Below are 14,131 nucleotides of genomic sequence, written 5' to 3' on the forward strand. Positions count from 1 at the left end.
TTTCACCAACCGCGCGATGATGTCGTCATCCGCGCCCCATGCCCAAAAGAGCGCGGCAAGCGTCACGTCGATGACGATGAGCGTGGTGGCGATAAAGGCCACCTCGCCGCCGAGCAGGCCGAAGCCGGAATCTATGTAGCTTGTGAAGACCCCGAGGAAGTTGTCGATGACGCCCGTTCCGCCCATGGATCATTGCTCCCCGTTGTCGTGAGGGACGGCGGGCGCGGGCGAACGGCCAAGGAAGCGGTCGCGATTTTCGGCCCAGGTGGCGAGGCAGCCGGGATCGTTCGCGGCCGCCTCGCCAAGCTGCTGGCACCGGCGCAGGCTTTCGCGGAGCGGATCGGCCGGCGGCTGGAGGGCCGGCGCTGTCCTGACCGGCGCTGGATCGTCCTGCCGGGTCATCTCGATCACCGTCGCCGTGATAGCGATGGCGACGAACACCACGGCTGCGAGCCGGGCCAGCATCTTGCCGTCCATGGCGAACCCTCCCGTCAGTTGTTGCCGTTGTTGAACATCTGCGCGTTGCCCGGCTGGTAGCCGGAGCCCGGTGTCAGGAACCGCTCGCGCTGGATGCGGCCTTGCTCGGCGGCGGTCGCGCGCTCTGCCTCGGTCAGCGCCTCGGCACGGCCGTTGGCCGCCATCAGCGCGATCAGGTCCGAAAGCTGCTGCGACTGGAGCGCGAGAAGCTGATTGCCGGCCTGCGTGGCTTGCAGCGCCCCGGTCGCGCCCTGACTCTGCCCGACCAGCGCAGCCATCTCCGCGCGGTTGTTGTCGATGTTGCCGACAACGCCGGCCTGCACACGCAAGGCGTCCTGCAAGCCGCCGACCGTGTTTTCCCAGCGGGACCGGGCATCGGCCACGAGCTGCTGGTCGGTGGCCGAAAGCGAGACGTTGCCATACTGCTGCTGGAAGATTTGGTCGATATTCTGCACGTCGAACGCGATGTTCTGCGCCTGGCTCAAGAGCTGCTGGGTGCGCTGGACGTTTTGTTGAAGCTGCTGGAGCGAGGAATGCGGCAGGCTCGCCAGATTGCGGGCCTGATTGATGAGCATCTGCGCCTCGTTCTGGAGGCTCTGAATCTGGTTGTTGATCTGCTCCAGGGTGCGCGCGGCCGTGAGCACGTTCTGCGCGTAGTTGGACGGGTCATAGACGATACGGCCGAAGCCGAATTGCGCATGGGCCGGGCTGGCCAGCATGGGCGAAAGCGCGACAGGCACGGCGAGCGCCAGTGCGAGGGCCGATACGCTGGCGAGATGGAAAATACGAACACGGGTCATGGAAGGGTCTCCTGTGCTGGAGGGATTGGTGGTGCATCCGGCGCGACCGACACGGCGGATTCCGGCCGGTCTGCGAGATTGATGAGGTTCGGGATCAGGTCGGCCGCCCACTCGACGCCGCGCTCGCGCAGCCAGGCGGCGAGGAAGCCGTCCCGGCCATGCTCGGCGTGAATGCGTTCGATGGCGGCCTGATCGGATTTGGCGGATGCGGCGCAGAGCGCGAGACCGACTTCGGACAGGCCCAGATCGAACAGGCGATTGCCGCGCCGCGACTGGCAGTAATAGTCGCGCTTGGGCGTCGCCCGCGCCAAAATCTCAATCTGGCGGTCGTTCAAGCCGAAGCGGCGATAGATGGCGGTGATCTGCGGCTCGATGGCCCGCTCGTTCGGCAGGAGCAGCCGCGTCGGGCAGCTTTCGATGATGGCGGGCGCGATGTTGCTGCCGTCGATGTCGGACAGGCTTTGCGTGGCGAAGATGACGCTGGCGTTCTTCTTCCTGAGTGTCTTCAGCCATTCGCGGAGCTGGCCGGCGAATCCCTCGTCGTCCAAGGCAAGCCAGCCCTCGTCGATGATGAGCAGCGTCGGCCTCCCGTCGAGCCGGTCGCCGATGCGATGGAACAGGTAGGCCAGCACGGCCGGAGCCGCGCCGGTCCCGACAAGCCCCTCGATCTCGAACGCTTGCACATCGGCCGATCCCAAATGCTCTGTCTCGGCGTCGAGCAACCGGCCATAGGCACCACCGACGCAGAACGGGCGGAGCGCCTGTTTCAGATCGTTGGATTGCAGCAGCACCGCAAGGCCGGTGATGGTGCGTTCCTCAACCGGCGCGGACGCCAGCGAAGTCAGAGCAGTCCAGATATGCTCCTTCACTTCGGGCGTGATGGCGATGCCCTCGCGCATGAGGATGGCGGCGATCCAGTCCGCCGCCCATGCGCGTTCATAGGTGTCGTGTATGCGGGCAAGCGGCTGGAGCGAGACAGATGCCTCGGCCCCTTCCGTCAGCCCGCCGCCAAGGTCGTGCCAGTCGCCGCCCATGGCGAGCGAGGCGGCGCGGATGCTGCCGCCGAAGTCGAAGGCGAAGACCTGCGATCCTGCGTAGCGCCGGAACTGCAAGGCCATGAGGGCGAGCAACACGGATTTGCCCGCGCCCGTGGGGCCGACGACAAGGGTGTGCCCTACGTCGCCGATATGAAGGGATAACCGGAACGGGGTTGAGCCTTCGGTCTTTCCAAAGAGCAAAGGGGGCGCACCGAAATGCTCGTCCCGTTCCGGCCCCGCCCACACCGCCGAAAGCGGGATCATATGGGCGAGATTCAAGGTGCTGATGGGCGGCTGGCGGACATTCGCGTATGCGTGTCCCGGCAGGCTGCCGAGCCATGCGTCAACTGCGTTGACGGTCTCGGCCATGGCGGTGAAGTCGCGGCCCTGAACGATCTTCTCGACAAGGCGCAGCTTCTCGTCGGCAATGCGCGGGTCGGCATCCCAAACGGTGACGGTGGCCGTGACGTAGGCCATGCCCGCCACGTCCGCCCCAAGCTCCTGCAAGGCCATGTCGGCGTCGAGCGCCTTGTTCGCCGCGTCGGTGTCCACAAGCGCGGACGCCTCGTTCGTCATCACCTCTTTCAGAATCGCGGCGATGCTCTTGCGCTTGGCAAACCATTGGCGGCGGATGCGGGTCAGCAACCGGGTCGCATCGGTCTTGTCCATGAGGATGGCCCGCGTGCTCCACCTGTAGGGGAACGGCAGGCGATTCATTTCGTCGAGCAGGCCCGGCGTCGTCGCGGTCGGGAATCCCACGATGGTCAGGACGCGCAGATGCGCGTCGCCAAGGCGCGGCTCCAGCCCGCCGGTCAAGGGCTGGTCGGCGAGTAGCGCGTCGAGGTGCATCGGCACCTCGGGCACGCGCACGCGATGCCGGTTGGTCGAGATGGTGGAATGGAGATAAGTCAGAGTCGCGCCGTCATCCAACCAACGGCACTCGGGCATGAAGCCATCGAGCAAGGCCAGCACGCGGTCGGTGCGGTCGATGAAGCCGCGCAGCAACTCCCAAGGGTCCACGCCGGTTTTCTCGCGGCCCTCGTAGAGCCATGTTTCCGCACGGGCGGCTTCCTCGGCAGGCGGCAGCCACAGGAGGGTCAGGAAGTAGCCGGACACGAAATGCGCGTCCGCTTCCTCGAAACCGGCCTTGCGCTCGGCATCGACCAGCGCCGATGCCGGGTCGGGAAAGGTGCTGTCGGGATAGGTCGCGGCTTCGCTGCGCTGCGCCTCGACGAAGATGCTCCAGCCCGATCCGAGACGGCGCACAGCGTTGTTGATGCGGCCGGCGACGGCGACCAGCTCGGCCGCCACGGCGCTGTCCAGATCGGGACCGCGAAACTTCGCGGTCCTTTGGAAACTGCCGTCCTTGTTGAGCACGACGCCTTGGCCGACCAGCGCGGCCCATGGCAGATAGTCGGCGAGCCGGGCGGCGTTGCGGCGGTATTCGGCAAGGTTCATCATCGACGCGCCTCCCTCAAACCGCCAGATGGCCGGGGATGCGGAGGTGCCGCCGCCCGACCTCGACAAAGAGGGGATCGCGTTTCGCCGCCCACACGGCAGCGAAATGGCCGATAGCCCAAATGGCGATGCCGACCAGCCAGAGGCGCAGGCCGAGGCCCACGGCCCCGGCCAGCGTTCCGTTCATGATGGCGATGGCGCGCGGTGCGCCGCCGAGCAGGATATGCTCGGTCAGCGCCCTGTGGACCGGAACGGAAAAGCCCGGCACCGCGTCGAGTTGTTCGAGGCCGGCCGCCATCAGATGAGCGCCCCGCCGCCGAAAGAGAAGAACGACAGGAAGAAGCTCGATGCGGCGAATGCGATCGACAGGCCGAAGACGATCTGGATCAGCTTGCGAAAGCCGCCGCCCGTATCGCCGAAGGCCAGCGTCAGGCCGGTGACGATGATGATGATGACGGCGACGATCTTGGCGACCGGCCCCTCGATGGACTGAAGGATGGATTGAAGGGGCGCTTCCCACGGCATCGACGAGCCGGAGGCATGGGCGGCCGGTGCCAGAAACAGGCTGACATAGGTGAAGGTGGCAGCCGTCGCGATATGGCGGCGCATGCGAATGGCATGGCGGATCATGTGAGTTCTCCTGTTGGGTTGGGGGCTCGGGTTGCAGGGGTGATGCGGTAGTCGCCGTCCGGCCCGAGCCCTTCGACGCGGGCGAGTTCGGCAAGCCGGCGCGCGGAACCGCGCCCGGAAAGGACGGCAACGAGGTCGATGGTCTCGGCGATCAGCGCGCGCGGGACGGTGATGACAGCTTCCTGGATGAGCTGTTCAAGCCGGCGCAGCGCACCGATGCCGGTGCCGGCATGGATGGTGCCGATGCCGCCGGGGTGCCCCGTGCCCCAGGCTTTCAGAAGGTCGAGGGCTTCGGGACCGCGCACCTCGCCGATGGGGATGCGGTCGGGGCGCAGGCGCAGCGAGGACCGCACGAGATCGGAGAGCGTCGCCACGCCATCCTTGGTGCGCATGGCGACGAGGTTCGGCGCGGCGCATTGCAGCTCGCGCGTATCCTCGATGATGACGACGCGATCGGCGGTCTTCGCCACCTCGGCGAGCAGCGCGTTGGTCAGCGTGGTCTTGCCCGTGCTGGTGCCCCCGGCGACGAGGATGTTGGCGCGGGACTCGACGGCTGCGCGCAACGTCGCGGCCTGACCCTCCGACATGATGCCAGCCGCCACATAGTCATCGAGCACGAACACCGCGACGGCGGGTTTTCGGATGGCGAAAGCGGGCGACGCGACGATGGGCGGCAACAATCCCTCGAACCGCTCCCCGGTTTCCGGCAACTCGGCCGAGACACGCGGGGATCGGGCATGAACTTCCGCGCCGACGTGATGGGCAACCAGGCGCACGATGCGTTCGCCATCGGCGGCGCTCAGCGTCTCGCCGGTATCGGCCAGCCCTTCCGAAAGCCGATCCACCCAGAGGCGGCCATCGGGATTCAGCATCACCTCGACCACGGCCGGGTCGTCCAGAAACCGGGCGATGGACAGGCCGAGCGCGGTGCGCAACATACGCGCGCCGCGCCGGATCGCTTCCGGTCTGTTGTGTGTGGCGGTCATCTCGGCCCCGTTTCCTCACGGGGCGCGACAGACGGTCCCCGCATCGGGGTCGATTAAAAGAACCTGATTTTGGGCTGGTTCAACAACTATCTAAGCCCGTGCGGCCATCGGCGGTGATCGGCGGCAAATAGGATGGATTGAATACTTCCGCTCAATCCTCCGGGTGTTCGGATGACCCGGAATCGCCAGTTTGCGATTCGATGTCTCGGGCCAGTTCCTTGAGAAACCTGTCGCCCGTCGCCAGCCGTTTGCCGAGCGTCTGCATGAAACCCTCGAACCGTTCTGCCCCCTTCGTCCTTGCGGCGGATTGCGATCCTTCGGGCAAGGGCGGCGTTATGGTCAGCCAGAAGCGGATGAAGAGCGAGATAGTCTCGCCGAGCACGGCGAGATCTTCATCGAGCGTGTCGATCTGGCGGCCGAGCTTGTCGAGGCGACGCGACATGGCCGCTTCAAGCTGTTCGCCCGTGTCGCCGGACAGGAAGGATGCCACCGCCGCCTCGACGATCTTGGATTGGGCGACCTTGCGGCGGAAGGCCAGCGTCTTCACTTCGCCGAGCAGGTCGGGGGCAAGATAGACGTTGATGCGGGTTCGGTTCGTCATGGGTTTTCCCTCAAAGTTCGATTCCGTCGTCGGGGTTCATGGAAACCTGCCGCGCCACCATCCGCGTGCGCTGGCGCATGGCGCGGGCCTTGGCCGCGTCGATGTCCGGCTCGTCGTCCAGAAACGCGAACTCCTGCGCGGGGGACGGCGGCGGCGGGATAATTTCCTCGTGGTCGGGTAATTCCGGCTCGCGACGGATGCCGGCATTGGCCGGATCGCCGTCCGTCCCGGCGTCGGCACTCGTTGCATGGCTCGCCGCCACGACCACGCGGCTCGACCAGTCGTCGGATGACGGGCCAGGCGCGGTAGAGGCGGATGCCGGATCGGGCGGGGTCAGGATGCGTTCCTGAAACCGCGCATCCTCGAAATAGCGGGCTTTGGTGGCACGGATCGGCGGCGTCCCCGCCACCATGACGATCTCGTCGCTGGGCGGAAGCTGCATCACCTCGCCCGCCGTCATCAACGGCCGGGCGGTCTCCTGCCGCGACACCATGAGATGCCCCAGCCACGGCGCGAGACGATGGCCCGCGAAATTGGTGGAATCGCGCAGTTCGGTCGCGGTGCCGAGCGCGTCGCTGATCCTTTTTGCCGTCCTTTCGTCGTTCGTGGCGAAGGTGACGCGGACATGGCAATTGTCCAACACGCTGTTGTTCGCCCCATAGGCGCGCTCGATCTGGTTGAGGCTCTGCGCGATCAGGAAGGACTTGAGGCCGTAGCCCGCCATGAAGGCGAGCGCGGATTCAAAGAAATCCAATCTGCCGAGCGCGGGAAACTCGTCGAGCATCAACAACAGGCGATGGCGCGTGCCGGAGGTGTTCAATTCCTCGGTCAGCCGCCTGCCGATCTGATTCAGGATGAGCCGGATCAAGGGTTTCGTCCGGTTGATGTCGGACGGCGGCACGACCAGATAGAGCGTGACCGGCTGGCGGCTGCCGACCAGATCGGCAATGCGCCAGTCGCATCGTGCCGTGACTCGCGCCACCACGGGATCGCGATAGAGGCCGAGAAACGACATGGCGGTGCTCAACACGCCCGACCGTTCGTTCTCGGACTTGTTCAACAACTCGCGCGCCGACGACGCGATGACGGGATGAACGCCGGCCTCGCCGAGATGCGGCGTGTCCATCATCGCGCGCAGGGTCGCCTCGACCGGACGGCGGGGATCGGACAGGAAGTTGGCGACGCCCGCCAGAGTCTTGTCCTTCTCCGCATAGAGAACATGCAGGATCGCGCCGACCAGCAGGCTATGGCTGGTCTTTTCCCAATGGTTGCGCTTGTCGAGGCTGCCTTCGGGATCGACCAGAATATCCGCGATATTCTGAACGTCCCTGACCTCCCACTCGCCTTGCCTGACCTCCAGCAAAGGATTGTAGGCGGACGATCCGGCATTGGTCGGATCGAACAGCAGGACGCGGCCATGCTTCGCGCGGAAGCCGGCTGTTAGCGTCCAGTTCTCGCCCTTGATGTCATGGACGATGCAGCTTCCCGGCCAGGTCAGCAGCGTCGGCACCACCAGCCCGACGCCCTTGCCGCTGCGCGTCGGGGCGAAGCATAGGACGTGCTCCGGCCCGTCATGGCGCAGATAGTCGCGGCGGTATCGGCCCAACACCACGCCGTCGGGGCTGAGCAGACCGGCGGCGCGGATTTCGTGATCCTCGGCCCATCGCGCCGATCCGTAGGTGGCGACGTTGCGCGCTTCCCGTGCCCGGATGATCGACATGAGGATGGCCGCCGCGATGGCGATGAAACCGCCGGACGCGGCGATGATGCCGCCCTCGACGAAGATCGACGGCGCATAGGCGTCGAACGCATACCACCACCAGATCAGCGCCGGCGGGTAGTAGATGGGCCAGCCGGCCAGCTCGAACCATGGCGCTCCAAGCTGGGGCTGAAAACCCAGCCGCCATGCGGTCCATTGCGTCGCCGCCCAGGTCGTCACCAGAACGATGGTGAAGACCACGGCGATCTGACCCCAAAGGATTCGGCCTCCGCGCATACGGGCTCCAGTCGGCAAAAGGGACGGAGCCGATCAGAGAGTAGGCAAATTGGAGACAGGCAACAGGAAAAGTGAATCGGGAGGGCTGCCGGATACTATCGGCGGCAAATAGGACGGGTTGTGTCAGCCCGGCCGCTTGGCGCGTTCTTCCTCGACGGCCTGTTCGAGAATCCGGCGATAGCCCTTCTTCTTCATCCATTGCGCGCGGGCCAGATGGCTTTCCCAGCAATGGCGGGTGCGGTCTTCTTCCGCGACGGGATCGCGGTGAAGGACGATCCGCGCCACCTCCGTCCAGTCCGCCCCGTCCGTCTCGGCGTCGAGCAGGCGGAGATAGGTCACGAAATGCTCCTCGTCGTAGATGGTGATGTCGGGACCGCTCGGGGCTTCATCGTCAACATCGGGGTCAAGCTCGGGTTTGACACGCATCTGACGCCTTCCTCTCAGGGCACTGCATGACTGTATAGCCGATGTCAGGACGAATCGGAACGATCATTCCTAGAATGATCGTTCCTGTGCTGGTTCCCATCGCGCCATGGATCTCAAGGAGGTCATGGCGAGGAACCTGCGTCGGGCACGTCATGACAAAAAGCTGACGCAAGAAGAACTGGCCGAGCGGGCGGGCCTCAGTTCGCGCTATATCGGCGCGATTGAGCGTGCTGACGTATCCGCAAGCGTGACGGTGCTTGGACAGATCGCAGATGCGTTGGAGATCGAACCCGGCGAGCTTGTGCGGAAATCAGGCTGATCGCGCCATCCTGTCGGCCAGGGCGAGCAGGTTCCTCAGCGCCGGGCTGCGGTTGTGAGGCGACCAGACAGCGGAGAAGACGACGGGTTCCGGCTCGTCCGTGACTGGCAGGAACTCAACGCTCGGCGCGTGCATCAGCACCGTCGCTTCGCCGGCAATCGTGATACCATAGCCCTGTGCGACCATGGACAGCAGCGTCGCGCGTTCGACGGCGAACCGCTGGATGGCGGGCGGCGGCATGCGTCCGGCCAAGCGTAGCATGATATGGTCGTGGACCTGCGGGCCGGTGCCGCCATGGCGGACAAGGAAGGTCTCGCTCGCCAGATCGGCCCAGGTAACACCCGCGCCGCCGACAAGCGAATGGTTCGATGGCAGCGCCGCCACAAGCCTTTCGCTCCATATGCGGCGCGAATGACAATCGGAAATCTCGGGCGAGCCCGCCACGAACGTCAGGTCAAGCCGATCCGCGCGAAGCTGCATGATGCACTCGCGGGCGGCTCCCTCGGCAATCTCGAGCTCGATGCCGGGATGCAGTTCCCTGTAGCGCTCCAGCAGCTTGGCGAGGAAGCTGCCGGGGATCAGGGTGTGGACACCGATGCGGAGCCGGCCGGTCTCTCCCCGCGTGATCGTGCCGATGGTCTTGAGGGCATGGTCGATCTGGTCGAGGCCGGCCGCGACGCCCTCGACGAAATGCTCTCCGGCCTCGGTCAGCCTCACGCCGCGCGCATGGCGCTCGAACAGGCGAACGCCAAGGTCTTGCTCCAGCGTCTTCACCCGCGCGCTGATGCCCGACTGGCTCAGCCCCAGCGCAGCGGCGGCATGACGGAAGTTCAGATATTCGGCAACGGCGAGCGTCTGGACCAGCGATGCCATGGGGATGCGACCGCGAAGCAAAGGTGAAAGATAAAGCGCCGGCGGCTTTTCTTCTCCGATCTGAGAATGACGCTGCTGCCGGCGCATGGACTATGCTTCGGCTGGCGAAAAATGCGGCAGTATAGGCCACGCGAAACTCATGGCTGACCCTCGGCTATCCCTCATCTGTCTGCATCTTCCTGACGCGATCTATCATCGACCGCCTGCTGCATCTTCTGATCGACGGGACATGGCTGCCGGGTTTCGCAGCGTATAAAGGCCCGCAAGCACGATCAGTCCGGCCCCGGCGATTGTCCAACCGTCCAAGGACTCGCCGAAAAGCATGAGCCCGAGCGCGACGATGAAGATCAGTTGGAAGTAGGAGAATGGCTGTAGGACGCTCGCCTCGGCCATCGCGTAAGCTCTGATATGCAGGAAGTGACCCAATATCGCGAGCGCGCAAAGCGCGGCGATTAGAAGGTAATCGACTATGCCGATGATCGGCGTCCAGAAGAAGGGTAACGCAACCGTGCTCAAGATCGCGCCTCCGACACCCGTGTAGAAGAATGTGGTTGCGGCGTCATCGTGTCGAGCGACACGTCGGGTCAGAAGCGAGTAGAGCGCAAACAGAAGCGCCCCTGCGAGCGGAAAGATCGCGGCTGGATCGAACACCTGAAAGCCCGGGCGAAGGATCACCAGCATCCCCATCATGCCGGCGAAGATTGCGGCTCCCCGCCGCCAATCGACCGCTTCGCCGAGGATGGGCCACGCCAGCGCCGCGACCAGCAAGGGGTTGATGGCGAAGATGGCGTGTGCCGGTATCAGGCCAAGGCTGACAAAGCCCGCAATGGTCAACCAGATTTGGACAATCAGCAGTCCGACACGCGCGACCTGCATCCACGGCACCGTCGAGCGGGCTACCCTGCGAATACCCCCTTCACTTGCCATGGAAAGACCGATGGCGACTGCGGCGAAGACCCAGAAACGGATCGCGACGATGGTGATGATGCTGTAGTGAGACCCCAGATAGCGCGATACGCCATCCTGTAGCGCGAAGACCAGCGTCGACAGGATGATAAGAGCGATGCCGAACTGAGGGCGCGTGACCAGCGCATTCATATCGAATCCGCAAGCGCCTCAAGCGTCAGCTTGGCCGTGAGTGCGGACGATGCGGGATTCTGCCCGGTGACAAGCCGCCCATCCGCAATGGCAAAGGGCTGGAAGTCGGCGGCACTTTCATAACGGCCGCCCAGCTCGCGCAGGCGGGTTTCCAGAAGGAACGGAACGGCCGTGTCCAGACCGGCAGCGCGTTCCTCGCTGTCGGAAAAGCCGGTGACGCGGCGGCCGCTCACCAGCGGCGAGCCGGTTTCATCCGTGGCGTTCACCAGACCGGCCGGACCGTGGCAGACAGCCGCCACCACCTTGCCATCGGTCCACGCCTTGCCGAGCAGTGCGGTCAGTTCGGCGCTTTCGGGCAAGTCCCACATGGTTCCGTGACCGCCCGGCAGAAACACGGCGTCAAATGGCGTAACGTGGATGGCCGAGACCGGAACGGTGTCGTTCAGCGCCTTGGTGGCGGCTGCATCATTGAGAAAGCGGTCGACGCTCGTCTCATTCTCGCCCTTCGCCTTAACGGAGCGCGGATCAATGGGTGCGGGACCGCCCTTGATCGAGGCGAGTGTGACAGACGCGCCCGCGTCGATGAACGCAAAGTAGGGCGTGGCCAGTTCCTCGAACCACAAGCCGGTCGCCTTGTCACTGTCGCCCATGGTGCTGGCAGAGGTGAGAACCATCAGGATATTGGTCTTCCTGGTATCTTCGGTCATGTGTTTGCTCCTTGTGATGAGCAAAACATGCCCGATCGAAGATCGCGACAGAAATCATTCCTCATGCTATCAGGCATAAATAATCCTATGGCTGAGACCGCATGAACCACCTCATTTATCTGCGCACCTTTCTCGACACTTATCGCGCTGGCTCCCTGACGCGAGCAGCGCAGCGGCTCGGCATCACCCAGCCCGCCGCTTCGGCGCACATCGCTGCGCTGGAAACCATGCTGGGCAAGCCGCTGTTCATCCGGCAGGCGCGCGGAGTGGCCCCCACGGCGGCCGCCGATGATCTCGCCCGGTCCATCGCCGCGAACCTCGACGGGATCGAGGCGACGGTAAACGCGGCGCAGGCGCGCTCGTCCCAACTGAGCGGGACGGTGCATATCGTTGGACCAGCCGAATATCTGTCGCTGCGCGTGGCACCGGCGCTTGCGCCACTCATCTCCGAAGGCTTGCGGCTGCGCATCCAGACGGGCGACCGCGTGCGTATCTATACCGCGCTCGACGAAGGACATGCCGATCTTGCCATCACGGCCTCGCCACCGGACGGCAAGGCGTATGGCTTTGCCGAGATAGGCCGCGAACGATTGCTGCCGGTCGCGGCACCCGGCATTGCCGAACGGGCGAAAGCCAGGAACGTGACGGCCGGATTCCTGTGTGGCCTGCCGTGTATTGCCTATGGCGAAACTCTGCCGCTGGTGCGTGAGTTCTTCCAGCGGGTGTTCGAGAAGGCGGCCGAAATGCAGGCCGTGGCGACCGCGCCGGACCTGCGGCTTCTTCTGGAGATGGCGAAAGCCGGCGCGGGCTGGACGGTGCTGCCGGATTACCTCTGCGCGGATGCGGTAAAAGCCGGTCAGCTCGTCGTGCTTCCGACACCGGGCGCGATACCGGAAAACACGCTCTATCTCGCCTGGAACAAGCCCGCGTTGCGCCATTCCCGTGTCGTCTATGTGCGGGATTTCCTGCTCGCGGGCAATCCGGGCTTCACCTAGCTTGGATTTATCGCACATAGGCATTCGCTCCAGTGCCCTCGGCTGGGCCGAGAGAATCTGGCGGCGACGCGAAAGCGACGGCGCGGAGGAAGGCTCTGGTTCGCTTCCCAACATGCGCCGCCGTATTCGAGATTCACCCTAGCGGCTATAGACAGCAGTAATACGGGTGCTCTGGATCGTATTTGCACCGATCATGAACCCGACCAAGGCGTTGCTGGGGTTCTCCGGCAATTCCAACTTCTCCGTCGAAAGAGCATGCACGGTGAAGATGTAGCGATGCACTTCACCCGGAGGCGGACAAGCGCCACCGAAACCAGCCGCCCCGTAATCATTGGTGATTTCGATGGTGCCTTCCGGCATCGTGCCGTTTCCGCTCGCACCAAGCTCGACGGAGGTCACGGATGCAGGGAGGTTCACCGCATTCCAGTGCCACCAGCCCGAACCCGTCGGCGCGTCCGGATCATATGCGGTGATCGCGAAGCTCCGTGTGCCTTCCGGCGCACCCGACCACGAGAGTTGCGGCGACACATTACCGCCGTCACATCCGAAGCCCGCGAAGACATAGCTGTTCTCAAGTTGCGCGCCTTCGGCGATCGACGTGCTGGACAAGCGGAAGTCCTGCGCGCTGGCGGTTGTAGCCGTCGCCCCGGCGAGCAGCAGACCGGCAATGAGGGTTTTTTGAAGCATGAGCAGGCTCCTTGGCCAAGGGGTTGAACATGCTCCAGAGATAGTCGGTCGCCGGATGATGTGCTTCCAGTAAACATGCAAAGACTGTCGAAAAACGATCAATCTTCCGCTGAACGGATCGACTTTGGCTTGATCCCGAATCTTTTCCGAAAGGAATCGGAAAAGTGAGAGGGTGTTTTGAACCCGCATTCCAGCGCGATCTGTGAAACGGGAACATCTGTCGTCTGCAAAAGGGTGAGACCCCTTTCAAGACGTGTGTTCAGCAGAATCCGCGCGAAGCCGTGTCCCGATCTCGCAAGCCAGCGGCGCAGGCTTGCCTCGCTCATGGCAAAATGCCCCGCCACCTCCGAGACGCGCCATGGATGGCTGAGATCGGTTTCGATCAGACGCCGCACTTTGCTAAGGGGCAGTTCTTCATCTCGGGTCGGAAGACTGACCCTGTTGTGCCGCAACCAGATCAAGGGTTCGAGAAGTCTGTGCTGCCTGATCGGCGGGGGCAGATCTTCATTGTCGAGCGTCTCCCTGATGAGATCGAGTATTTGAAACGGCCGGTGGGGAATTGCGCGCAAGATCTGGATGCCCGGCGTGTCGTTCCGTAGCCGTTGGTTCGAGAAAACAGCATCGACCAGCTCATGCGTGAAGCACACGCCATCCGCCCTGTAGCTGTCTTTCAGGATCGGGCGATTTTCCATCGTCACCACTGATCCGGGCGGAAAAATCATCAAGTCTCCCGCTTCGCCGATCAACTCACCATTGTATGGACAAAGAACTCTTTTGGACCCCGCTTGAACAAAAAACAGAAACGTCAGTCTGAAGTAGAGTTCTGTGAACGTGGCTGTCGTAGCTTGAGTGATAGGAAGGATCGAAACGTCGGAAACCGGGATGGGAGAGTGAATGCGGTCCTTCCATCCACCATGTTCCATGCAACCTTATCCTCTGACCTATGGCTTCGGTCCGTATGAGAATATCAGATGAGGTGCTGAAGGACATAGATGATTGCCGTCCAAACTTCTGCGATAACGAACTCTCATGCACTGTGCC

At 63.8% G+C, this 14,131-nt stretch carries 16 protein-coding genes and 1 pseudogene; 2 read left to right on the forward strand and 15 right to left on the reverse strand.

Annotated elements, in window-relative coordinates; genetic code table 11:
- The 10 genes and pseudogenes from ABNX41_RS19420 to ABNX41_RS19465 all read right to left on the reverse strand — a co-directional run.
- A pseudogene (locus tag ABNX41_RS19420) lies at positions 1 to 186 on the reverse strand (P-type conjugative transfer protein TrbL); the annotation flags it as partial.
- Positions 187 to 189: 3 nt separating this feature from the next.
- Positions 190 to 477 (reverse strand): putative entry exclusion protein TrbK-alt, encoded by a 288-nt coding sequence (gene trbK-alt / locus ABNX41_RS19425; RefSeq protein ID WP_438671350.1) that lies wholly within the window; start codon positions 475 to 477, stop codon positions 190 to 192.
- A gap of 14 nt (positions 478 to 491) precedes the next feature.
- A complete protein-coding gene (gene trbJ / locus ABNX41_RS19430) occupies positions 492 to 1,277 on the reverse strand; it encodes a P-type conjugative transfer protein TrbJ (protein WP_438671351.1) in 786 nt (261 codons plus the stop codon).
- Positions 1,274 to 3,775 carry a conjugal transfer protein TrbE gene (trbE, locus tag ABNX41_RS19435; RefSeq protein WP_438671352.1) on the reverse strand — a complete coding sequence of 834 codons (2,502 nt, stop codon included), beginning with the start codon at positions 3,773 to 3,775 and terminating at the stop codon, positions 1,274 to 1,276. The genes trbJ and trbE overlap by 4 nt, the downstream gene beginning before the upstream one ends.
- A 13-nt stretch (positions 3,776 to 3,788) precedes the next feature.
- Positions 3,789 to 4,070 (reverse strand): VirB3 family type IV secretion system protein, encoded by a 282-nt coding sequence (locus ABNX41_RS19440; protein WP_438671353.1) that lies wholly within the window; start codon positions 4,068 to 4,070, stop codon positions 3,789 to 3,791.
- Positions 4,070 to 4,402, reverse strand: coding sequence for a TrbC/VirB2 family type IV secretion system protein (locus ABNX41_RS19445; protein ID WP_438671354.1), 333 nt, complete (start codon positions 4,400 to 4,402; stop codon positions 4,070 to 4,072). The genes ABNX41_RS19440 and ABNX41_RS19445 overlap by 1 nt, the downstream gene beginning before the upstream one ends.
- Positions 4,399 to 5,340 carry a P-type conjugative transfer ATPase TrbB gene (trbB, locus tag ABNX41_RS19450; RefSeq protein ID WP_438671382.1) on the reverse strand — a complete coding sequence of 314 codons (942 nt, stop codon included), beginning with the start codon at positions 5,338 to 5,340 and terminating at the stop codon, positions 4,399 to 4,401. The genes ABNX41_RS19445 and trbB overlap by 4 nt, the downstream gene beginning before the upstream one ends.
- Positions 5,341 to 5,539: 199 nt before the next feature.
- Complete coding sequence (locus tag ABNX41_RS19455; protein ID WP_438671355.1) at positions 5,540 to 5,989, reverse strand: CopG family transcriptional regulator; 450 nt, start codon at positions 5,987 to 5,989, stop codon at positions 5,540 to 5,542.
- A gap of 10 nt (positions 5,990 to 5,999) precedes the next feature.
- Positions 6,000 to 7,985, reverse strand: coding sequence for a conjugal transfer protein TraG (locus tag ABNX41_RS19460; protein WP_438671356.1), 1,986 nt, complete (start codon positions 7,983 to 7,985; stop codon positions 6,000 to 6,002).
- 123 nt (positions 7,986 to 8,108) lie between these two features.
- Positions 8,109 to 8,459, reverse strand: coding sequence for a DNA -binding domain-containing protein (locus tag ABNX41_RS19465; RefSeq protein WP_438671383.1), 351 nt, complete (start codon positions 8,457 to 8,459; stop codon positions 8,109 to 8,111).
- A gap of 58 nt (positions 8,460 to 8,517) precedes the next feature.
- On the opposite strand from ABNX41_RS19465, the gene ABNX41_RS19470 reads away from it, so the two are divergent.
- Entirely contained in the window at positions 8,518 to 8,730 is a 213-nt protein-coding gene (locus tag ABNX41_RS19470; protein WP_438671357.1) for a helix-turn-helix domain-containing protein, read from the forward strand.
- On the opposite strand, the gene ABNX41_RS19475 is transcribed toward ABNX41_RS19470, so the two are convergent.
- The 3 genes from ABNX41_RS19475 to ABNX41_RS19485 form a co-directional block, all read right to left on the reverse strand.
- Positions 8,722 to 9,690, reverse strand: coding sequence for a LysR family transcriptional regulator (locus ABNX41_RS19475; RefSeq protein ID WP_438671358.1), 969 nt, complete (start codon positions 9,688 to 9,690; stop codon positions 8,722 to 8,724). The genes ABNX41_RS19470 and ABNX41_RS19475 overlap by 9 nt on opposite strands.
- A 105-nt stretch (positions 9,691 to 9,795) precedes the next feature.
- A complete protein-coding gene (locus ABNX41_RS19480) occupies positions 9,796 to 10,701 on the reverse strand; it encodes a DMT family transporter (protein ID WP_438671359.1) in 906 nt (301 codons plus the stop codon).
- A complete protein-coding gene (locus ABNX41_RS19485; protein ID WP_438671360.1) occupies positions 10,698 to 11,408 on the reverse strand; it encodes a type 1 glutamine amidotransferase domain-containing protein in 711 nt (236 codons plus the stop codon). Before ABNX41_RS19485 ends, ABNX41_RS19480 begins: the two co-directional genes overlap by 4 nt.
- A gap of 101 nt (positions 11,409 to 11,509) precedes the next feature.
- Here ABNX41_RS19485 and ABNX41_RS19490 point away from each other — a divergent pair, with 101 nt between their 5' ends.
- Positions 11,510 to 12,403, forward strand: coding sequence for a LysR family transcriptional regulator (locus tag ABNX41_RS19490; RefSeq protein WP_438671361.1), 894 nt, complete (start codon positions 11,510 to 11,512; stop codon positions 12,401 to 12,403).
- Positions 12,404 to 12,541: 138 nt separating this feature from the next.
- Here the strand turns inward: ABNX41_RS19490 and ABNX41_RS19495 are convergent, their stop codons facing one another.
- Together ABNX41_RS19495 and ABNX41_RS19500 are read right to left on the reverse strand one after the other, a co-directional pair.
- A complete protein-coding gene (locus ABNX41_RS19495; RefSeq protein ID WP_438671362.1) occupies positions 12,542 to 13,090 on the reverse strand; it encodes a YbhB/YbcL family Raf kinase inhibitor-like protein in 549 nt (182 codons plus the stop codon).
- A 98-nt stretch (positions 13,091 to 13,188) separates the two neighbouring features.
- Entirely contained in the window at positions 13,189 to 14,013 is an 825-nt protein-coding gene (locus tag ABNX41_RS19500; RefSeq protein WP_438671363.1) for a helix-turn-helix transcriptional regulator, read from the reverse strand.
- Between the last annotated feature and the right edge of the window lie 118 nt (positions 14,014 to 14,131).

This window comes from Pseudogemmobacter sonorensis (genome assembly GCF_042762395.1).
In the GTDB taxonomy this organism is placed as follows: domain Bacteria; phylum Pseudomonadota; class Alphaproteobacteria; order Rhodobacterales; family Rhodobacteraceae; genus Pseudogemmobacter; species Pseudogemmobacter sonorensis.